The organism is Bradyrhizobium sp. AUGA SZCCT0177 (genome assembly GCF_018130125.1).
Classification (GTDB): Bacteria; Pseudomonadota; Alphaproteobacteria; order Rhizobiales; family Xanthobacteraceae; genus Bradyrhizobium.
Map to the genome: position 1 here is coordinate 1 of NZ_JAFCMA010000036.1, position 21,541 is coordinate 21,541.

Genomic DNA, 21,541 nt, shown 5'->3' on the forward strand with positions numbered 1-21,541 from the left:
GTTCAGCTCTCGCCTACCCGACAGCTTGACACCTGCAACGGGTGCCAGGACCACACGGTTTTGCCGTACGCTTATCCACGCCGTCGTCGAGGCGTAAACCAGCGTCCACCGCAACCCGTCCAACGTCCGTGACGACGGCCGACGCCCTCTGAGTGGGACGGGATGGCCAAAGATATGCACCTGATTTTCTTTCTGGTAAACAGAAATATTTTTTATTTTGGGGCTTGACACGATTTTTGATAATCAGAAATGACCTACCCGGCTTCCGCCTTCGCTCGTTGAGCTACGGCGGACAGGTCGCCAAGGCTACTCCGGGCGCGGCCGTCGGGTTGTTTTGTCGCACAGCGACGGGCCGGGAAGGTCGGCGGCTCGTATGAGTAGACCCGCCCACACACCGGCGGCTTGCCATCCGTGTGGAACGACCCGGTGGCTCTGAGCCCACGCCGGGCAATCGCTTGACCACCATCAAGCGGCCAGCAGCAACGCACATCTCGATCCAGCCGCTTGTCGCGCCCGCACCGCTCGACGGGCCCGTCAGCGAGAGGGATCCTGAGTCTCGGAATTCGGCGTGCGGGACGCATGATGCGTTGCACGATCATGATCATCGTTGGGAACCCATTCCTCCGCGCTTGAGTCCCAATGATGGGTGTCGTCGAAGTGTTTCCAGAGTGGCGGCCTTGGTTTGCTTTCACCCTTCTGTCGCAATGCATTCAGTGCGCGGAGTTGGACAACGAGCGCGCCAGCCATCGTCACCCATCCGCGAGCGCTATATCGGGAATTCCATTTGATTGTCTCGAGCATCTGACGCCTCCTTCAAGAAAGCAGCCTTCCGCCATCTTAGCCCGGGCCAAGAGCACGGGAATGTAAACTACTTCACAGTCAGCCGACATCTTCGACATAGCCGCGGGCGAACCCATGAGGGCATGCGCCTGGCGGCGCCGCGAGGACTGAGTGTCCCGGATCATATCCGCTCTATCATATCCTTTCTATCACAAGGACGGAACATCGTCGGCGCGGTCGGGCATGTCCGAAACGGCTGATGGATCGGCTCGCCGGCCTGCCAACGATCCCAGATCTCGGATCGCTGGGCCGCCAACTAATGCGCCGTCGCTGCTTCATGCCCACACTCCATCTTTGCTAAAAGATTGGAGTGTTGCGCTGACCAAATGAGCCCGCCCCATCGTAGCGGACATTGAATCGCAAGTTGGGTGTTATGGAAGTTGGCCATTGGCAGAGGAAGGCGCCAGCAAATGCATGCCCTTCCTCGCCAATCACCGCTGCAAAGCGCGAGTGTGACTTTAGTCACAACACCCTTCCCGCACCTGCTTTACGCATCATTGCACGGTCTGGATGATCCCGACCCCAACCAAAATGGTGGAGCCAGTCATGCAGACCTATTCGGCAGATATGAACACGATGCGTCTTCTTGCTGACCACGAACTTGACGCTGTATCAGGCGGCTTTGTTTATATCGCTGTCGTTGTAGGCTCGTTCCTTGCTGGAACGGGAATTCGGATGGGCCTCGACAAGATCGCCGAGGGAATCGCAGAGCCGCAAGGCACGCTGAAGGGAATAAAGCCCAGGGGCGGAAAGTAAGGCTAGTCCTTCGTTTATGCAGTGGAGCGCTCCTTGTTCATGCGGCGCTCCACTCCCGTCAGAATCCGATAGGCCGGAAGCGGCAGGACGCCGGTTCTGATGTCCAGTCCCTCCCACGCTTACGCTGCGCGCGTCATTTTGCAACACGCGCTTCCTGCTTCCTGGTCACATGCCAGATCACGATGTGATAATGCGGCACGTCCACTCCGGGGTGACCCGGGTTGAAGTAGATGCTGACGTGGTCAAGCGCTGCGCCAGCGAACCCCGACGCCTCCAATGGCTTGTGATCGTCGATGTCTCTTGTCGGGACCATATACACGGTTGCCACCAAGCGATCCTTGCGGTCGAAGCACAGGAACGGTCCGAGCGGCAGAGTTTCGGGTTTGACAAAGAGGACCCCCAGGCTGGGAAAGAACTTTGGGAAATTCACGAGATCGCTGACGCGCTTGTATCCGTTCTTTTCGGCAATCTTCCGCTGATTTGGAGGCGGACGAACGACGTGGTGCTTCCTGTGCGCTTTGCCGACTTTGCGAGCGGCTGTTTTGGTTTTTCCGACCTTGTCGGCCGTTTGCACCCTGGTCGGTGCGAGCACCCGCGGCGCCGCGGGTTGGGCTGGATCAAATTGGGGTTGACCAAACGGGGGTTGAAAAGATTGCGGTTGGCCAAATTGGAGTTGGCCAAATTGGGCGGCGGGCTGCCTCACGTCGGCGATCAGTCCGAGTGACGCGACGAGAGCTGCGGTCACCAGCGCATTGCGCATCGTGATCTCCCAATCTCACCTGCCCTGCTTGCGTTCTTGCCACCGCATGAAGTCCTGGAACAGCTCTTCGCGGTCCGGCGGATTGCTGGTTGGCTTTTGCTCGAGGAACCGGCCGAACGCCTTGCGAAGCGCGGCCTCTCCGCCCGATTGCCGCTGGAGCCAGCGCTCTGCCGGTCGAAATCGCCGCCAACCAGGCAGCACCTCAGGCAAATTCACCTCTCGCCATTTGGGATGGTGAGCGTCACCGAGAAATTCGGGAAATCGCGAGAACAGCGTTTCGACAAAATGTTCCAGGAGCTGAAACCGCTCGCTGCGGGCCGGCCAGTTGTAGGCGAAAAGAGCGCATTTGGCCGCGATCGTGTCGACGCTTTCACCGGTCACAACAATGTTTGGGTAATCCTCGCGGCGCAACGTCGATGGCAGATAATCTTGCTGCAGCGCCCGGGAATAGGGAATCGGCAGCAGGTGAATCCCATCCATTTGCGCGTAGCGGGCCAGGGCGTTGACCGGTTTTCCCGAAACCAGCAGGCTGGCGAAGACTTGCCCCTTCTTCATCCCATCCAGCGCGGCGTCCAGCCCCAGGTTCAATTCGCTGAACTTCACCTCCAGACGGTTGAGCACCTCACGGCCAAGCACAGCGGCAGCACTGCCCTCTTCGCCGAGATTGACCGTCTTTCCCTCAAGATCCGCCAGGCTTCTGATCTCAGGTCGCGCGAGGAGATGGAACTCTTCGACAAAAAGCGGGGTGATGTAGACGAGCTTGTTCTGGATGTCCGGGATCGTCCTTGTCTCCCGCAGCCGGTCGACCAGCACGACAGGCGCGATCGCCATGTCCGCACCCGCCAGCGTAAGCACGTCCAGGATGTTGCGGATGCCACCGTTTCCCACCATTGGGAGCACCCGTAATGCGACCTCGCCGCGAGGACCGGTCTCCTGGCCGCTGGCCAACGTGGTCGCAATGTCCTGAGTGATGGCGAACTCGGTGCTTTGCGGCGGACCGGTTACCAATCCCGCGGTGTAGGGGCTCACAGCTGCTCCCGCTTCCTTCCTGGGAGCACTTGCCTTGGGCGCAGACGCTTTGGCGGGTTCACTCGCAGAAACGGATGGTCGGGTTTGGGCGAGGCCCTCCCGGACCAGTTGGCCGAGCCAAGCCGCTGCAATGAATGCGGTCAACAAACCGACCCGCACCACTCCGCTGACCCTCATTGTTCCCACCTGTTCGACCAGACCAGCCCTGCCCTGGGCGTGACATTCGCTCGCCGTCAGGGAAAAGGCTTGAGCCGACAAATCGTCACCCCGCGACGTCAGAAGCACGACCGGGCAGAATGGATTTGCTTCGCTTTTTTCAACGCGCCTGAACCAGCGGCGTTCCTTTGTCGGGGATGCCTGCGGCCAACGGTCCGCATCCGTTCCCGGTCATCAGCGTCGGTTTGGGCCTCCGCCGGTGACTTCCGGTTGCCCTCCGGAAACGGGCATGGTCAGAGCGACCATTCCGCCGCTCGTTTCGTGCCACAAGAACAGGGCTTGCAGCCGGTAGGGCGCGCGAGGCTGACAGACGTCGCCCGCCGAGCTTAACTAATATGCAGGATCGCGCCGCTGCCCCTGAGTAGCCGTTCGGGCCAGTGCGAGCGCCTCCTCGACCCTCGCACGAAAATCTCGAGCAGCTTTCAGCGGACGTCGAATATCCGGGTCTTCAGAACCGCTGTCGAAAGTGATCAGCTTCATGCAATGAGGGCATTGCATCTGATAGCCTGGCTTCAGTCGCTGCGCGCGCTCGTGAAAATTCTTGCGGCATTTGGAGCAGATGATCTTGATGCGATCGGTCATGGAGCCTCCATCGAGTATGATGTGACGCAATTCCTGGTTACTACTAATTCCTCCGCCCGTCGGTCGGAGAGCTTCACCTTCGTTTTCAATCCAAACGGATACCCGCGAACCCTTCCCGTGTTCGTGTTTGAGCAGTTGCGATGCTCGCCTGAGTCCTGGGCCGCGGCTGGTGATGCAATGGTCGCCCAGTCGTTTTCCTAGTCAGTATTCAATTAAACAACCGCAACAGAAGGGCTTTACCGACAGGAACTGCTCGCACGCTGTGAAAGGCGCGAACATACTCTCCTGCGTAAAAGGCGCGTACTATGCCGACCCGCGTCGAGACATTTTCTTCGAACCGGACGCCAAAGCCATCGGTCGTGTATCGCACCACCGCAGCGGACATGTTTTGACCATACACATTGCACTTGAGAATAGTCCCCACCGGCGGCGGTGAAGGATCGATGAACCTGGCCCCGGTTATCGAGATGTCCGCCATACGAACCAGCCGTGGCTCGCTTCCCTCGTGAATGAGAACCGGCTCACTACGATCAAATCGCTCGGCCTTGCGACGACGGGGCTGCTCGAAGCAAATGAGGCACACGATCGCCAGGATGACGCAGTTGTACAAACTCCAGGCAAGCGCCAGTCCGCCGTAAGCGATGCTATCGCCCTGCGGATTAATAATGAACGCGTAAGCGATCGCCAGCAGGGTCATCAGCAGCGCAGATCCGTAAAGCCGCAGCAGCGGCCACTCGATGAACTTCTGATTGCGATCGCCACCTTTGGCTGTGACCTGAAACTTGTGACCTTTTGGCCTGATCAGGCCCACGACAATTGCCTTCAGGACCGCCGGGGCCGCGATGTACTGCGAGACGTCCGTCATGATCGCCAGGGAGCGGCCCCGGGAAATCCAGCCCATCGTGCATGCGTGCCAGACGTAGAAAGGCAAGAAATACTTGAGCAGCTCGAAGAGATCGGCGTAAACCGCCTTGATTCCGAACATGAGATAGAGCCACGGCACGAGAAGGCCGAGCACCTTCATTCCATAACCCGCGGCCCAGCTCATGAAAGCGTCGACGAGGGAAAGCCGATCGATCAAGGTGAGCTTTGATTGCAGTGAAAACGGACCGCTGCGGCCTCTCACGATTTGCATGAAACCGAGGCACCATCGGCTGCGTTGGGTGATGTACTCCTTGAGGCCCTCGGGTGCCAATCCGAGCGTAAGTCTTTCGTTCAGATAGACCGTGAGGTAACCCCGCTCCTTCAGGCGCAAAGTGACGAGATAGTCCTCGGTCACCGAATCCGTCGGGAAGCCGCCAATCTCCATGAGCCCTGAATAGCGGATCACCGATGACGTTCCGCAGCAGAAGGCGACACCCCAGGCGTCTTTGGCCGGCATCAGAATATCAAAAAAGAAACGTTGCTCATCGGGCCACACTTCTGTGGCGGACAAGTTCGACTGGATCGGATCCGCATTGATAAAGTGCTGCGGGGTCTGCACCACGCCAACGGTCTTGTCTGCCATCAAACTGATAGTGCGCGTGAGGAACTCCGGCATGGGAACGAAGTCGGCATCCAGGATGGCAACGAACTCCGGCTTGTTGCGCAATCCAGCTACGTGGCGCAATGCGTGATTGATGTTACCCGCTTTCGCGTGCCGATTGTCCGGGCGAGTCAGGTAGTGACAGCCCAGTTCTTCGGTAAGCCGTTTGAGCCACAGCCGCTTTCCGTCATCCAGGACCCAGACACGATAGTTGCCGTGTTTCAATCCCGTGGCACCGATGATCGTGCGCTCCAGGATTGCTTTCTCCTCATTGTACGTGCAGATGAAGACATCGACGAGCGGAGCCGGCGCAGCCACAGCGGCTCCCTTTATTCCACCCTTCGCGTCGGCAGAGCGATCGATCGTTCGACTGAGAAACAGTAGTGACAGGCAGACGGCAAGCAACGAGGCCATCTCGGCCAGCATGAACGGATATCCGACGAGAGCGTCGGCAGTGAGGCCTGGCGGCGGCAGCGTCTGCGTGACGCGCCACACGAGGTATCGGATCAGCAGGGCAACGCACATTCCGGTCATCAATAACCGGGCGATTGTGCTGTCGCTCCTCAGCATCGGCAGGATTGCGAGACAGACACCGAGAGCAACGAGGCCTGGTGCGAGCGCTTCGATCATGGCTTCGAAGTGCCGCGGTCGAACACCACCCGTCCAGTGCGCCCCACTGCACAGTCTTTGCCCGTGGCTTCGAGACTGGGCAGCGAGACCGTCACGCGATATGGTTCTTTGCTAAGCGCGTCGGGATTGATAGCCAGGTTCGCGGGCGCACCAGACGCGCCAGTGAGATTCACGATCACGCCCTTGATCGCCGGACTGCCGTCGTTTGGTTCGAAACTCGCCTGCTTACCGAGCTGGAGCCGGTTATAGACACTTTCGGTGGCATTCGCTGTTACGACAGCGCCGCTGCAATCAAGCAGCTTCATCAACGCCTGACCGGCCCGGACATCCTCGCCTGGCGAAGTCATCATCTCCCAGATCCGGCCGGCAACCGGTGCCTTGATGTCTGCTTCCGATCGACTGATATACTGCAACTGCTCGGACGCGATCTCGCTGGCGAGCCACTCGATCTCGGCATCCGCATGCGCCAGATCGGCTTTAAGATCATTCGCGCGTTGCCGCATCTCTTCTTCGCGCTGGACCGAACTTGGGCGGTCATTGTAGCTGTCGCCCAGATACGTGCCCTTCTGCGCGGCAGTGAGCTCGACCTTGGCTGCATCAAGTCTTCGCCGGGCGCCGATCTCGGTTTGCTGGGCCACCGATTGTTCCCGGGTCAAGCGGGCGAATTCCACGGTGGAAACGCTGCCCGACTTGATCAGCGACGATGCCCGCTCTACCGCCGCGGTCGCCTCTTCCCGTCGAGACGCGGCGGCTTCGATCACCGACTGTATTTCAGCGATGCGTGCGTCGAGTTGCAGAATGCGGCCTTCCCTGAATTGGGCGGCCTGTCGGGCGAGATCTTGCTGCGCGGCTTGAGCCGAGGCGAGTTTGGTCGCCAGACTTGGACGCTGGTTGTCCAGTCGCGACATCTGTCGTCTCAGGTCATCCAGCCGGGATCGATCGCCCCGCGCGTTCACGACGCGAAGGATGACGTCACCTTCATTCACCGCGCTCGACGCCGTCGCATGGTCAGACCGCGATCTGACTTCGCCATCGATCGGCGACCTTAGCGTCACGAGCCTGGCGTTGACCACCGCCTCGACGCTGGAGGTCTGCCAGATTGCTCTGACTGGCAGCCATCCGAACACGGCAACGATGGCGAGACCGGCAGCGATCTTCAGCACCCGCCGAACGGTTCGATAGGAGCGCGGGAGCGTTTCCTGATCAGGCGAACCGCGGTTTACCGGCTCGTCGACATCGGGCTTCAGTCGCTCTTCCAGATCGCGCTGCAGACCTTTGGCGCCGTGGTCGACATCGAAGGATTGGACACCTCCCTCTGCAACGGGAGAGGGGAAGTGTCCTGGAGTGAATTGGTTCTTTTGCGCACGATCCATGGCAGCGAGTTCCCGATACTGTGAGTGAGCGGACTTGAATCGCCGCCCTTCGAGTCAGCGCGGTCTATCCCGAACTGAAACAGGACTTAGGCATCGTCGTAGGCGACCCCGCGACGGTGGAACCTCGAAGGCGACAGCATCTCGCTTGTCACGCCGTCGTCAGCCGAACCAATCCAGCTAACGACCAAAGAGGTTAATGAGACGCCAATGATGCGCGCTGATTAATTGGAACTTCACGATTGGCACGACGACGGCTGGGAACCGGATTATCCACGTCCGATGTGGTTCATTTTCGGGAACTCGGCGCCTGCCTCCGTGTGGTCCGCATTACCGCGGCAAACGGACATCATCGGCTCGGCAATCCAGGTCCGAAAAGTGCCAGACGCGTTTTGCGCGACGGCCAACACCAGGCATTTTCCGCAGCGTCCTTTGACTCACCATACGTAAAAGCACGCCAGCGTTTTCCGATCGGGCAAGCGCGGGGCATCTCGCGCGATACCGCGCCTCACCGCGGAGGTCGCAGCTCGATGCCGTAGCGCGCATGGATCCGCGCGATGGTGCCGTCGGCCAGCAGGGCCTCTAGTCGTCGCACCTTCCGCTGCGACCTGGCCGTTCACCCCTATGGTCTGGCCAGGGAACCGTGATGGAGGGTCGGGCCTGTGCTAGAATGATCAGGCCGAGCCATCCCGGGGGAAGCCCATGAGGTGTCCGAGCTGCGGGGCCGAGACCAAGGCGGGGAACAGGTTCTGCAGCAGATGCGGAGCACCGCTTGCGCTGACCTGCGCCGCTTGTGGCTCGCTGAACGAGCCGAGCGCCAGCTTCTGTGGCCAATGTGGCATGGGGCTTGCGCGGGAGGTTCGAGGAGGTGCCGTTGCGACGGAGGAGCCGCCGGGCCTTGAACCGGCCCCGCTGGCTGCGGAGCGCCGTCACTTGACGGTTATGTTTTGCGATATGGCCGGCTCGACGGCGCTTTCGGGTCGCCTCGATCCGGAGGACCTGAGGGAGGTTATCCGGGGGTTTCAGGACGCGTGCGTCCAGGCGATCCGTCGATTCGACGGCTTTATCGCGAAGTTCATGGGCGACGGCGTGCTGGCTTATTTCGGCTATCCAAGGGCTCATGAAGACGATGCCGAACGCGCCGTCAGAGCGGGACTCGCAGTCGTCGATGTGATCAGCCAGCTGATGTTGCCGACCAAGGCGCGACTAGAGGTCCGAGTGGGCATCGCCACCGGTCTTGTGGTGGTCGGCGAGACGTTGGGTGAAGGTTCGTCTCAGGAGCAGGTGGTCATCGGCGAGACGCCCAACCTTGCAGCCCGCCTGCAGGGTATTGCCGAGCCGAACGCCGTTGTCATCGGCGACGGAACGAGACAGCTGCTCGGCAGGATATTCGACCTCGAGGATCTCGGCCCGCGGTTTCTCAAGGGAATGGCCAATCCAGTTCCGTCGTGGCGGGTCGTTGGCGAACACACGGCCGAAAGTCGCTTCGAGGCCGGGCAGGCTCAGCGTGCAACCGGTTTTTTTGGCCGCGAACGTGAGGTCGACCTTCTGATGGACCGCTGGGTTCAGGCGCAAAATGGCGAAGGTCAGGTCATCCTCTTGTCCGGCGAGGCCGGAATTGGCAAGTCGCGGATCGTCGCGGCGCTGCGGGAGAAGATCGTCGACGGGGCTCATACGCGCATCGTGTATCAGTGCTCGCCTCATCATACGAATAGCCCGTTTTATCCCGTGATCTCCCAACTCGAGCGCGCAGCCGGGATTGCGCCTGACGACCCCGCCGAGACCAAGCTCGACAAGCTGGAACCGGTTCTAAAACGTTCGTTCTCGACGATCGGTCATGTTGCGCCACTCTTCGCGACGCTCTTGTCGCTGCCGTTCGAGGGCCGGTACGTGGCACCCAGCCTCACGCCGCGAGAGCAGAAGGAGCGCACTTTACTGGCGCTCATCGAGCTGCTCAGCGGCCTCGCGAAGCAATGCCCCGTATTGTTCATCCTGGAAGATGCACACTGGATTGATCCGACGACGCTTGATTTGTTTACGCGGACCATTGACCGGCTGCAGCGATGGCCGGTCCTGCTGATTGTCACGTTCCGTCCCGAGTTCGAAGTGCCGTGGGGCCACTATCCCCACGTGACAGCACTCGCTTTGAATCGGCTGGGGCAGCGCCATGTGGCAGCAATGATCGACAGATTAACAAATCGCAAGGTGGTGCCAGCCGACGTCCGGGACGAGATCATCGCGAAGACCGACGGAGTGCCGCTGTTCGTGGAAGAGCTCACTAAGGCAGTCCTGGGATCGGGGCTCCTCAAGGAAACCGCCGACCGCTATGTTCTGCACGGCCCGCTGCCTCCTCTCGCGATTCCAGGAACGTTGCACGACAGCCTGATGGCCAGGCTCGACCGCCTTGCGTCCGTGAGGGAGATCGCCCAGATCGGGGCCGCCATTGGAAGAGAGTTTTCCTACCAGCTGCTGGATGCCGTTGCGCCGGTTCACGACAAGGCGCTGGAGGACGCACTCGACCAGCTCAGCAAGGCGGACCTGATTTTTCCCAGGGGAGTGCTACCCGAAGCGACCTACATCTTCAAGCACGCGCTCGTGCAGGATGCCGCCTATCGAAGCCTCCTGCGCTCAACGCGTCGACAGCTCCATGGCCGCATCGCTCAAGCGATCACGGAGCTGACGCCCCAAATCGTTGAGACCCAACCCGAACTTCTCGCCCATCACTATGCGCAGGCGGGGCTCATCGATGATGCCATTGCTTATGGCCTGAGGGCAGGACGGCGCTCTGCGGCGCGTTCCGCCAACGAAGAAGCGATCACGCATTACACCAAAGCACTGGAGTTGCTGGCCGCGAAATCGGAGGGAGCGGAGCGAGATCGGCAGGAGCTCGAGCTGCTGATCGCCCTTGGAGTTCCGACGATCGCGGCGCGCGGCTACATGGCGGCTGACGTCGAAGGCATTTACGGCCGCGCGCGCGACCTGTGCGACCGCGCGACCGAAACTCCGCACCGCTTTACCGCGCTGCGCGGCCTCTGGAACAGCGCATTCCTGCGAAAACCGCTGCTGAAAGCCCAAGAGCTGAGCGCCGAACTGGTGGCCCTGGCGGATGCCCAGGGCAATGATACGCGTCGGGCGCTCGCGCATCGGGCGCAAGGCTGTACCCTGCTTCTTCGCGGCGAATTTGAGTCCGGCTGGGAAAGCTTTCGTCAGGCCATCGATCTCTGGGATGTCGACAACGCGCACGCGGAGATCCTCATCTACGGCGAGGATCCGAGCGTGCTCTGCCAAGCCTATGGGTCGTGGCTGCTATGGTTCCTCGGCTATCCGGACAAGTCGAGCGCATTGATCGGCAAGGCGTTGGCCGATGCCGAGAGGCTATCCAACCCTTTCATTTACGCCATGACCCTCGGCCTCGCATCCGCGCTACACGTTGATCGTCACGAATTTTCTCGGGGATTGGAACGCGCCGACGAGTCCTCAGCTATCTGCGCAGCGTACGGTTTCCCGCAGTGGACTGCCTACGTCATGATAACGAGAGGCCGAGCTCGCGCGGCGCTTGGTCGAGCCAATGACGGTATCGCCGAGATGGAACGGGGCTTGGCCGACTGGCAGGCACTGGGCGCCAAGCTCGCTACGACACGGACCGTGGGATTAGCGGATGCGTGTGCGAAGGCAGGCCTTATCGCGGCGGGCCTCGATTGGATCAAGGTCGCCGCGGAGCATGCTCGCACGTTTCACGAAAGGCTTCTCGAGGCCGAGATCCATAGGGCGCACGGTGAACTGCTGCTCACGAGGGGGGCGACAGGGGATGCGGAAGCCTGCCTTCGCCGCTCCATAGAGATCGCTCAACACCAAAAGGCCAAGTCTCTGGAATTGCGGACCGCCACGGTCTTGGCGCAACTCTGGCAGCAGCAGGGCCAGCGAGAGGCGGCGTACGACCTGGTCGCGCCGATATACGGCTGGTTCAGCGAGGGGTTCGACAGCCCAGACCTGCGGAATGCGAGGGCGTTGCTGGATGATCTCGCATGAACGACAGGAAGTCGTGCGGGCCGCTATCCTCGCCGGCTGGGCTGCAAGTCTGCTTTACCCCGATGAGTAGATGTCGCGCGAGAGTTTCCAAGTCAGTTTGCGGTCAAAATCGACACTTTGGCCCTGTGCCGATCACTTCCGGTGTACACCCGACTCCGGACATGTCGCTACACCGCTATAACTGATGCTTTGTGCCGGGAGCGGAACATGCGCTGAATGATCGCTCGCCGGTGATCTCACCGTTCAACTGACGTCGCTCATGGTATCAGCCGCTTTGTGTCATGGATTCGTGTTTATCGCGCTCGAGTACCTTGGTTGCGCCACTCGCAGCACTCACAACGTCCGAGACTGTCCCGAATGTCCGGACCACCTTCTTGTCTCGGAAATCGCCCTTCCAGAGTCTGCCGTTCCGGCTGTACGCGACCGCGACGACGACGGGGTAATCCAAAAGGGTAAGTCTCAAGGGACCTGCCCACGTGGTATAATTCCATGTCATCGGCATGCACGCAGTAGCGGAGCGGAGGCAACGCACGAACCGACAGGGGTCCGTGCCGCGTCTGTACCGGTTGATCGCAGCTCGCATAATGGGATTGAGTTTGGTCGCTTCTCTTGGGATCAGCACAGCCTATGCGCATGACCCGATGCGACCAGAACTCAACACGTGTTCAAACGAATGGGTTATCAGCGGCGGCCCGCATCGCGCGAGGAGGGATGAGCGCCGGATTGCCGCGCGACTAGTCCAATGGCTTGATCAATTGCGGCGTAGAATTCTTGAGATGCAACGAGGTAGCGTATCGGGATGAAAGAGCTATCGCCAGTCAACGACAGCCTTCTGAGGCAGCGCCTCACCGAGCTCGACTCGATAGCGAGCTGGGAGCCGCATATTCTTTCGGGCCTTGAGAGATTTATCCGCACCGCCGGCGACTATGATCTCTTTCGCGTCAATCCTGTCCAATACGCGACTGCTACCGGCCTAAGTGAGGCAGAAGGAATTGATCTGTTTGTGCACGCCGCGAAGGTGGGCCTGTTCGAGATGCAGTGGCTGCTCATCTGCGCCTATTGCCCGCAGGTCGCAGGCAGCTTTCGAGAGCTAGACCAGGTTCACCCACGTTTCCAGTGCGAGTTCTGCAACGCGCTCAACGATGTGACGCTAGACGACTACATCCAGGTCACCTTTACGGTCTCGAATGCCGTCCGCGATATCGTATTTCGTCATCCCGAGATGCTGTCCGTGGAGGACTACTACCTGCGTTATAACTTCTCCAAGGGCTTCAAGCCTCCGCACGGAATGACGCACGAGCAACTCGTCGCAGCACTCTCGCGGGGATTTGCCGACATCGAGGCTGACCAGCAGAGGAGCTTCGAATTTGACGTGACGGCCGGCCGTTTCGAGGTGCTCGATCTCAGTCACAAGCTACTTTTGGTTTTCTTCGCGAACGGTGAACCGGCAGAACCCCAAGGGACGCAGGTCCGGCTCGAGTCGGGTCGGTTCACAGTTCCGGATCGGCCTACTGGGCCGAGAGAAATGGTACTTGGCGATGGGCGCTTTGCGTTTCGACAGACGGCCGATCTTAACCCAGGCAAGCACATCATTCAGATTGAGAACCGCACGAGCGATCGCGGCCGCTTCTGGTTCCTCCAGTACCCTTACCAGTTCGAGCCCCATCTGGTCGAGTATGAGCCGTTTCTTTCCGGTAGGCGGCTGCTGCTCACTCCGTGCTTCGGCGAACTCTACAAGACACAATTGGTGGATGAGCGGGAGAGCCTGGCAGTCTCCGACATTACCTATCTGTTCACCGATCTAAAGGACTCCACTCCGTTGTATGAAAGCGTTGGCGACGTGAATGCCTATTTTCTCGTGCGTCAGCACTTCGACATCTTGAACAAGATCATTCGGGAGCGATCTGGCATCATGGTCAAGACGATCGGGGATGCAGTCATGGCTGGCTTCGAGCGTCCGCAGGACGCCGTTCTTGCCTCCATCGAGATGGTCGAAGAACTGTCACGGTTCAACCAAACCGCTTCACGGCCGCTCGGCCTTAAGGTCGGTGTGCACAGAGGCAGAGCCATCGCCGTAAGGCTCAACGACCGGATTGATTACTTCGGGCAGGACGTGAACATCGCCGCCCGCGTGCAAGGTCTCGCCGGCGTCAACGAAGTTTGCTTGACAGAAGCGGTAATGGAAGCGCCCGGCGTCAGTGACATCGTCAAAGGACGACCGGCATCGCGCGACTACGAGAACTTGAAGGGTATCGGCCAGAAGATGGAAATTTATCGGATTGAAATCTCTCCGGCGTAGAGATGAACGACCGCTGGCCTCCGCTTCGCGGTAGGCCTATATGCTGCCAGACCGACAGACCGATTGTCGGCATTAGGTTAAAGCGCCAATTCGCCGCTGCGGTCATTTCCGTTCTGAACCGTCAATAACCCATGATGACGTTCAACTTTCCACACGTTAATTGAGCCGCGCAATCGGTTCGACGCGATGTCTAAAAGTGCCGACTGTTTCCCGTGTTAGCCGCGTGGCTCACGCAAATTCAGAGTTGCTCACGCGCTAATCAGTCCCAGGTCCGCTCCGGGTCAAAAGCGTCGTTCTAGTCGCCGCTAGTCACTTCCGGTCTGCCCCGACAGACGGACGATTGGGGGCCCGCCCATGGGCAATCGCGTGGGCTTGATCCTTGGGGCGGTCCAATCGCGTACCACCCTATTTTCATGTGTGCTATCTGGTTGGGTAGCAAGATGGTAGCAGGAGAAGCCGATCATGACTGACGATCAGGTCAATCTCGTCGTTCAGCACCTTTGCGAGCAATTGCACTTGGCGCTCCGATTGAAGGACAGCGAGGCACATCCACCAAACGCCAAGGAAATTGGATTTGATCCTGCCTCTGTGAGAACTGTATTGCTGACCGGGTTGCGTTCGGCGGGTGTCACGACCCACCACGAGGCAGCCGGGGCGAGCGAAGAGCCGCCGTGGTCCTAAAAGAAAAACGCGGGACAGAAGCCCCGCCAATGTTTCAGTTGGGTCAAACCCGGAAATCACGGCGCGCACTGAGGAAGTCCGCTTTGCCCTCAAGAACACACATGGTCCGCCTAGCCTGTCAGGTCAGATAAGTGCCACAAACGGACTCATGATTCACCGTGCGCTTTCGCGCAGCGTATGCGAGTTAAATTAGAAACTGGCGTACATCAAAAGGGGCAGGACGCCTTGCCCTTTTCGGCTCGAGGTGACGGTCCTGGACACGCCCGTGTTCGTCGGCGTAGCGCTCCCAGTCACTCGACGCTGCTCAGCCGCCTCGACCGAAAAATCAATGCTCAAATATCAAACCATAGAGAGCTATGCGCCGCTAGCGAGAATGTCGGAGCTAATTGCGTTCCGACCGCAGGGCTGATCCCTCTCCGAAAAATTTCAGAGCCCGTGGCCGGGGATCAATTCGGAGACGGAAGCAAGCTATTTTCTCAGAGCAGATCAGCTTTCGCGCGGTTCGCAGTCCGGCCGTTTAGACTTCTCCCCGGAGACCAGAATGATATGCTGCGACGCGACCGCATAGTGGGTCAGCTTGAGTTTGTGGTGGAGTAATCACATGCCCATTAAACCGCCCGCTACAGAATGGGACCTGATTCGCGCCCGTCAGATTGAGCGCTCGTGGACGCCCTTTTTTTTAAAGCCGCTCTCTAGCGCTGAAGCAGAGATCGTAACTAGGGCAATTGCGCAGGGCATCGCGTTGGGTCGCCAACAAGGTTTAGAGCTAGCGAAGGCTCCGCATGACTGTCCATCCCAAGCACATTTGGGGACTATCGCGAAAGCCGCTCGTTAAGAAAACCGCTTTGCACGGTCCTCAAAAGCAGATCAGGCCTGACGTCCGATGTGGCTCATTTTCGGAAGTCGGCGCCTGCTCGGTGTGGTCCGCATTACCCCGGCAAACGGACATCATCGGCTCGGCAATCCAGGTCCGAAAAGTGCCAGAGTGTTTTGCCGACGGCGAACGCCATGCATTTTCCGCAGCGTCGTTTGACTCACCATACGTAACAACACGCCAGTGTTTTCCCGTCGGGCAAGCGCGGGGCATCTCGCGCGATACCGCGCCTCACTGCGGCACTCGCAGCTCGATGCCGTAGCGGGCATAGATCCGCGCGATGGTGCCGTCGGCGAGCAGGGTCTCGATCGCCGCATCGACACGCGCGCGCAGCTGGTCGTCAGGGCGAAGCAGCCCGGCGGCAATATTCCAGTTCAAATCCTGATCGTCGCCGAACGCCGGAATCAGGCGCAGCGGCTTGTCGGCGTGCTGCAGGTTGAACCAGCCGACCGTCATCGGGGTGACGGCGGCGGCCTCGATCTCGCGATTGGCGAGCGCCGCAACGATATCGTCCTCGAAGGCGAACGGAGATGTGGCCGCGCCGCCCTTGGCGAGCGTCATCGAGACCACCGAGCCGACCGGTACCCCGACCCGCTGATCGGGACCGAGACCGGCCAGCGACGAAGCCTGTGAATCGCCGCGCACCGCGAGCACGACGCCGCTGCGATGGTAAGGACGCGACGTCCGCACACCGCCGGCGGGCGGCGTATCCTTGCGGGCGATGACGTCGAGCACGAGGTCGCAGTCGGCGCGGCGATACTGGATCGCGCTGATCACCCACTCCCGCGTCAGCTTGACCCCGAGTTGCTCGGCAATTTTTTCGCCGAGTTCGATCTGAAATCCCGGGACCGGTCCGGACTTGCTGGCAAACGGCAGCGCGTTGGGGCTGGCGCAGAGCGTCAACGCACCGCGCTCGATGACAGCTTCCAGCGAGCGGGCATCCGCCGGCGCGTTCCAGAGCATCAGCAACGCGAGGCATGCCGCGTATCGGGCCAAGCGACGCGGGCCGCTCGCCACGTCGCTCGAGAGCGCGCTAGTCATCAAGCCCTCTGATGTAGGCCAGGATCGCGATGATCTGGCCGTCACTGAACACCGAACCATAGGCGGGCATGGCGCCGACCTTGCCCTTCTTGATGCGCTCGACGAGGTATTCATCGCTGCGCTCGGACTTCGACAGCTTCGGACCCCTGCCCGCATGGCGGCCGCCCTCCTGGTGACAGAAGCCGCAGGTGGTGGCGAACATTTTCCCGCCCTCGATGTCGTCAGGCGAGGCTTCGGCTTGCGGCAGCGGATTTGCAGCCTGTTGGGCAAAAGCAGCGGTCGACAGAAATGGCCAGATGATGGCCGAAACAACTAGCAACGGTATTCGCATTCCATCATCCGTACTGATCGCAAGAGCGACAACGTATTGATCGCAAGCGGCAGGGCCTTGACCGCAAGGGCGGCAAGGAGATCCCTGCCGCCCGCGCCGCCATCACTGTCTGAGTGCGTAGACAATCAGAGCGCCGGTATTCTTCGACATGCTCTTGAAGGGCTCGCCATAGAGCGCGACGAACTCATCGGCCACCAGGCTGCCCCAGCCCGCCGGTACGGCGACGTACTGCTTGCCACCGGCCATGTAGCTGATGATGCCGGCATTATGTCCCATGCCGTTGTTGCGCGACCAGAGCTCTTCACCGGTGTCGGCATTGTAGGCATGCACGATGCCTTCGGCGTCCGGCACGAATACCAGATTGCCCGCGGTGGCCAGAACGCTGGCGAGCGGCGGTTGCTTGTAGGCGACCTCCCACTTCTTGGCGCCGGTGACCGGATCGCGGGCGCTGAGATGACCACGGGCCGGCCCGTCCGGCGGCGCCACAATCTTGAACGTGGCGCCGATGTTGAGCTGGGCCATCGGCTCCAGGATCGGCGTGGTCTTCTCGACGCTCATCTCCATGCACCACTCCTGCCCGATCCGGTAGAACAGCCCGTTCTTGGGGCTGTAGGCGCCGGAGTTCCAGCTGATGCCGCCGGCGATGGCCGGGCACAATGGCGGGTCCACCTTGCCTTCGACGAGGTCGCGGCGACCGATCAGTTCACCGGTCTTCGGATCGATGCTCTTGACGAAGTTGATGTTCTTTACCAGCGCCCAGACGTTCTCGACCTTGGCGTTGGACCGATCATAGACGAAGACGTATCCGCTCTTGTTGGCGTGCACGACGAGCTTCTTGCCGCCACGCTCCAGCATGACGAACTCGCCCACGGAAGAGTCGAAGTCCCAGGCATCGTGCGGCAGCTCCTGATGATAGAATTTGAGCTTGCCCGTATCGGGATCGAGCGCGATGACCGATGTCGTGTAGAGATTGTCGCCCGGCCGCGGCCCGCTCTTCTTCCAGTCCGCACCCGACCAGTCGTAGAGCGGCGCCGGGTTGGCAGTGCCCCACCACACCGAATTGGTTTCCGGGTCATAGGTTCCGGGCATCCAGCCACCGCCGCCGCCGGTCCGCCAGGAGTCACCACCCCAGGTCTTCATGGCCTCTTCGGTCCCGGCCACCGTGAAGAATTCCCATTTCTTCTGGCCGGTCTTGCCGTCCACGCCGAAGATCGGTCCACGACCGGTCCACTCGCCGCCCTGCGCACCAATGATCACCATGTCCTTGACCACCAGCGGTGCGCCGGTGAAGCCGACGGTCACCTTCTTGGAATCCAGCAGCTTGGTGTCCCACACCGATTTGCCGGTCTTCAGATCGAGCGCGATCAGGCGCCCGTCGACGGTGCCGACATAGAGGTTGCCGCCTCCGATAGCGATGCCGCGATTGTACGGCGAGTGCGTCTGCTTGGCGACCAGCTCCTCGTCGAGCTCCGGCGCATAGGCCCAGATCGTCTTGCCGGTCGCGCCGTCCAGCGCGTAGACACGGCTGTAGGAGCCCGAATAGTACAGCACGCCGTCAAGGGCCAGCGGCGTCGACTGCAGGCCGCGGGTGGCGCGTTCCGGAAAATGCATCCAGGCGACTTCGAGATTCTTGACGTTGCCGGCGTTAATCTGCTCGAGGCCGCTGTAATGGTAGGACTTGTAAGTGCCGTGATACGTCGGCCAGTCGTTCATGGCCGCCTCGGCATTCAGCGAAGCAGCGTTCTGGGCGCACGTCGGCGAGACGCTGACCAGCGCCGCCACCGCCAGCGCGGCGCAGCCGACAACAGATCGTCCGTAGAAAGTCATCTGCATCCTCCCTTTGTGTTTGTTTATTGGGCCGAAATTCGTCGCGACGCTTGCAGGAAGTTCTGGTGTCAAAGCCTCATGGGGTCGGCAGTTCGAGATGGATGGCATGGACCGGCGGGACTACCGTCGTAAGACGGCAGCACTTCATGCCGCCTCACTGAGAGGCGGGCAGAGGTCCGGGCGAAGGATTGTGTTCGAGGCGGGGACGATTTCAGTGCAGCGCGGCACACGCGGTCATTGCCGGGGCTTGCCTGCCCCCAACGGTCCCCGGCGACGTCGGTGCGGTGCACCATGACATGTCCCTCGATGCGCCACGCCATTAGCTACCGGATTGTTGTTTTTTTGTGGAGCACCGCCAGGTTTGGCAACCCCAAGCTGAATTGCCTGATCACTCCGGCAGGCGGCGCGCGAGCGGGCAGCGACAAAGCTGCGCAAGGGCGTCGGGCTGGGTCGTCAGCCGCGCGCGCTACGCCATCTCTTTTGCAGTGACGGCTTGCAGTCGTTCGGACACAGCCTGGTGAGGCGCTCGATGGCGTCGAGATCGTCGAGGACGGGACGCGCAAACCGTGACATGGCGGCAGGTCCGAAAAGTGCCGGAACGAGACCCGGGCACCTGCGGCAACGCATAAAAAGAAAAACGAAGTTACTCGATCACCTCGTCGGCGCGGCCGAGCAGCGACAGGGGCATGGTGAGGCCGAGCGCCTTGGCGGTCTTCAGGTTGACGACCATCTCTACTTTCGTGACTTGCACGACCGGCAACTCCGCAACTTTCTGGCCCTTCAGAATCCGTCCCACATAGGCGCCGGCCTGGCCATGAGATTCGGCCACGCTGCCGCCATAACTCATGAGGCCGCCAGCAGCGGCGAACTCGCGCGACTGATGGACAGCAGCCACTCGATCGCGAAGCGTGAGTGCGGCAAGTCGTTCACTGCGGGTCACAAAAGACGCATCGTTGGCTATCACAAGTCCGCCGGCGCCAAGTTTGCCGAATGCCGAAAAGGCCTCACCGAAATCACTCTCCTTGCTGGCATGCAGGACGTGCAGATCGCATCCGAGGGTTCTGGCCGCTGTTCGCAAGTCCGCTACGACCGCCTCGGCGTTTTTCGGATTGCTTGGGTTGACCAGCACCGCGAAGCTGCCTGCGGTGGGCGCGACTTCGTGTAGCACTTGGAGCCGCTTCGCCGCGATCGCCCAATTTAGCGACGTTACACCGGTTATGTTGTCTTCCGGCCGGCTCAGCCCGGCGACCAATCCGGCAGCAACCGGGTCTGCGCCGATTTCGAAAACGATCGGAATCGTCCGCGTTGCCGCTTTGGCGGCGAGCGCAGAAGGCACACTTCCGGGCGCCACGATTACGCTGACCTGAAGGCTAACCAGTTCAGCCGCAAGCGCCGGAAGCCGATCGTTGCGACCTTCTGCCCAACGATATTCGATCGTTACGTTGCGGCCTTCATCGAAGCCGGTCGAGCGCAGGCCGCGCCGAAATGCCTCCAGGCGACTTGCAAAGCGGGCCGAGATATCCGATCACGGGTATCGCCGGCTGCGCGCGCGCCATGATCGGCAATGCCACGGCACCACCGAGTAGACCGAGAAATTTCCGCCGCGTCATGCTGGCCCTCAGGTTCGGAGCCCTCAGGTTCTGGACGGTATCGTACCATTCTTTATGGGCAATCTGATAGGGTCACCAGAGATGAGCCATGTCCGTTCCGGGTCATTCGCGACCAAGGCATGATGCCGAGCGATGCCCGATCCACCATCGCTATCGGGCATCGGCAGCGCATTGTCAGTGAGCATTCGTCACTCAAACCCCGGCCGCGGCACCAAATTCATCAGCATGTTGGCGTAGCCGCCGTCGACGGTGATCTCGTCGCCATTGACGTAGGACGAGCGGTCGCTGGCCAGATAAAGGATGGCGTCCGCGATATCCTGCGGCATGCCGACCCGCCGTAACGGCACCACCGCGGAGCGGCGTTCGGTGACGCCGGGCGTATCGTAGAACGCCTGGCTCATCGGCGTGATCACCATGCCGGGGCTGACGACGTTGCTGCGGATGCCTGCCGGCCCCCATTCGCTGGCGAGCTGGCGCGAGAGCATGATGACGCCGGCCTTGCTGACACTGTAGGCGCCGCTCTGGCCCTGCGCATGGCTGCCGGCGATCGACGACACGTGAACGATGCTGCCGCGCCCGGATTTTCGCATCTGCCGGCCAAAGCTTTGCGCACAGAGGAAGTAGCCGGTGAGATTCACCGACAGCACGGCGTTCCATTCGGCCAGCGTCAGATTCTCAAGGCCACCCGGCCGCAGCACTGCGGCGGTGTTGACGAGAACGCCGCATGGCCCGAGCGATTGCTCGACCGCCTCGGACACGCCGGCAACGCTCTCGGCATTCGCGGTGTCGCAGCGCCCGACGAAATGCTCGGCTCCAAACTGGCGCAGCTCACTGCGCGTGGTTTCAAGGCCGCGCTCATCGAGGTCAATGGCGGCGACGCGGGCGCCGGCCTGCGCAAGACTGAGCGCCGTGGCGCGGCCGATGCCGCCGCCTCCGCCCGTCACCACGCACACGCGGCCTGTCAGGCCAAGCCAATCGGGTGGATTTTGTCCGGTCATGATGGCCCTCGTTTCCTGCTGTGATTTTTTTCTATTTGCGAAATTTCCTTATGGCCGCGGCGGCATAACGTCGCCGCCGCGACCTGGTCGTAGGATGGGTAGAGCGAAGCGAAACCCATCAATCACTTGCGACTAGGTGAGAT

At 60.7% G+C, this 21,541-nt stretch carries 15 protein-coding genes and 1 pseudogene; 5 read left to right on the forward strand and 11 right to left on the reverse strand.

The annotated features are described in order from the left end of the window. The first annotated feature begins 1,386 nt into the window (after window positions 1-1,386). Window positions 1,387-1,596, forward strand: a complete 210-nt coding sequence (locus tag JQ597_RS31305; protein WP_212269303.1) for a hypothetical protein — start codon at window positions 1,387-1,389, stop codon at window positions 1,594-1,596. Window positions 1,597-1,729: 133 nt separating this feature from the next. On the opposite strand, the gene JQ597_RS31310 is transcribed toward JQ597_RS31305, so the two are convergent. From JQ597_RS31310 to JQ597_RS31330, 5 genes are all read right to left on the reverse strand, one after another. Further along, a complete protein-coding gene (locus JQ597_RS31310; protein WP_212269304.1) occupies window positions 1,730-2,356 on the reverse strand; it encodes a hypothetical protein in 627 nt (208 codons plus the stop codon). Window positions 2,357-2,371: 15 nt separating this feature from the next. After that, entirely contained in the window at window positions 2,372-3,385 is a 1,014-nt protein-coding gene (locus tag JQ597_RS31315) for a TAXI family TRAP transporter solute-binding subunit (RefSeq protein WP_349628917.1), read from the reverse strand. 546 nt (window positions 3,386-3,931) lie between these two features. Next, on the reverse strand, window positions 3,932-4,183 hold the full coding sequence (locus JQ597_RS31320; RefSeq protein WP_212269305.1) for a hypothetical protein: 252 nt from the start codon (window positions 4,181-4,183) through the stop codon (window positions 3,932-3,934). A gap of 208 nt (window positions 4,184-4,391) precedes the next feature. Continuing rightward, complete coding sequence (locus JQ597_RS31325; RefSeq protein WP_212269306.1) at window positions 4,392-6,338, reverse strand: glycosyltransferase; 1,947 nt, start codon at window positions 6,336-6,338, stop codon at window positions 4,392-4,394. Then, window positions 6,335-7,711, reverse strand: coding sequence for an HlyD family secretion protein (locus JQ597_RS31330; protein WP_212269307.1), 1,377 nt, complete (start codon window positions 7,709-7,711; stop codon window positions 6,335-6,337). The genes JQ597_RS31325 and JQ597_RS31330 overlap by 4 nt, the downstream gene beginning before the upstream one ends. A 699-nt stretch (window positions 7,712-8,410) precedes the next feature. Here JQ597_RS31330 and JQ597_RS38535 point away from each other — a divergent pair. The 4 genes and pseudogenes from JQ597_RS38535 to JQ597_RS31345 all read left to right on the forward strand — a co-directional run. Further along, window positions 8,411-8,488, forward strand: a pseudogene (locus JQ597_RS38535) (zinc-ribbon domain-containing protein); the annotation flags it as partial. Between the two features lie 153 nt (window positions 8,489-8,641). Further along, a complete protein-coding gene (locus JQ597_RS31335; RefSeq protein WP_283813468.1) occupies window positions 8,642-11,737 on the forward strand; it encodes an ATP-binding protein in 3,096 nt (1,031 codons plus the stop codon). 799 nt (window positions 11,738-12,536) lie between these two features. Next, the gene (locus JQ597_RS31340; RefSeq protein WP_212269309.1) at window positions 12,537-14,036 is read left to right on the forward strand and encodes an adenylate/guanylate cyclase domain-containing protein; all 1,500 of its coding nucleotides are present in this window, start codon (window positions 12,537-12,539) and stop codon (window positions 14,034-14,036) included. A 462-nt stretch (window positions 14,037-14,498) separates the two neighbouring features. Next, entirely contained in the window at window positions 14,499-14,717 is a 219-nt protein-coding gene (locus tag JQ597_RS31345) for a hypothetical protein (RefSeq protein ID WP_212269310.1), read from the forward strand. Window positions 14,718-15,822: 1,105 nt separating this feature from the next. Here JQ597_RS31345 and JQ597_RS31350 read toward each other — a convergent pair. The 6 genes from JQ597_RS31350 to JQ597_RS31370 form a co-directional block, all read right to left on the reverse strand. After that, complete coding sequence (locus JQ597_RS31350) at window positions 15,823-16,632, reverse strand: substrate-binding periplasmic protein (protein ID WP_212269311.1); 810 nt, start codon at window positions 16,630-16,632, stop codon at window positions 15,823-15,825. Beyond that, window positions 16,625-16,963 carry a c-type cytochrome gene (locus JQ597_RS31355; RefSeq protein WP_212269312.1) on the reverse strand — a complete coding sequence of 113 codons (339 nt, stop codon included), beginning with the start codon at window positions 16,961-16,963 and terminating at the stop codon, window positions 16,625-16,627. Before JQ597_RS31355 ends, JQ597_RS31350 begins: the two co-directional genes overlap by 8 nt. Window positions 16,964-17,065: 102 nt before the next feature. Then, complete coding sequence (locus JQ597_RS31360) at window positions 17,066-18,790, reverse strand: pyrroloquinoline quinone-dependent dehydrogenase (protein WP_212269313.1); 1,725 nt, start codon at window positions 18,788-18,790, stop codon at window positions 17,066-17,068. Between the two features lie 643 nt (window positions 18,791-19,433). Continuing rightward, window positions 19,434-20,309: an ABC transporter substrate-binding protein gene (locus tag JQ597_RS31365; RefSeq protein ID WP_349628924.1), complete on the reverse strand. Its 876-nt coding sequence runs from the start codon at window positions 20,307-20,309 to the stop codon at window positions 19,434-19,436. Continuing rightward, window positions 20,242-20,400, reverse strand: coding sequence for a hypothetical protein (locus tag JQ597_RS38380; RefSeq protein ID WP_349628918.1), 159 nt, complete (start codon window positions 20,398-20,400; stop codon window positions 20,242-20,244). Before JQ597_RS38380 ends, JQ597_RS31365 begins: the two co-directional genes overlap by 68 nt. Before the next feature lie 188 nt (window positions 20,401-20,588). Continuing rightward, complete coding sequence (locus JQ597_RS31370) at window positions 20,589-21,398, reverse strand: SDR family NAD(P)-dependent oxidoreductase (RefSeq protein ID WP_212269314.1); 810 nt, start codon at window positions 21,396-21,398, stop codon at window positions 20,589-20,591. Window positions 21,399-21,541 lie beyond the last annotated feature (143 nt).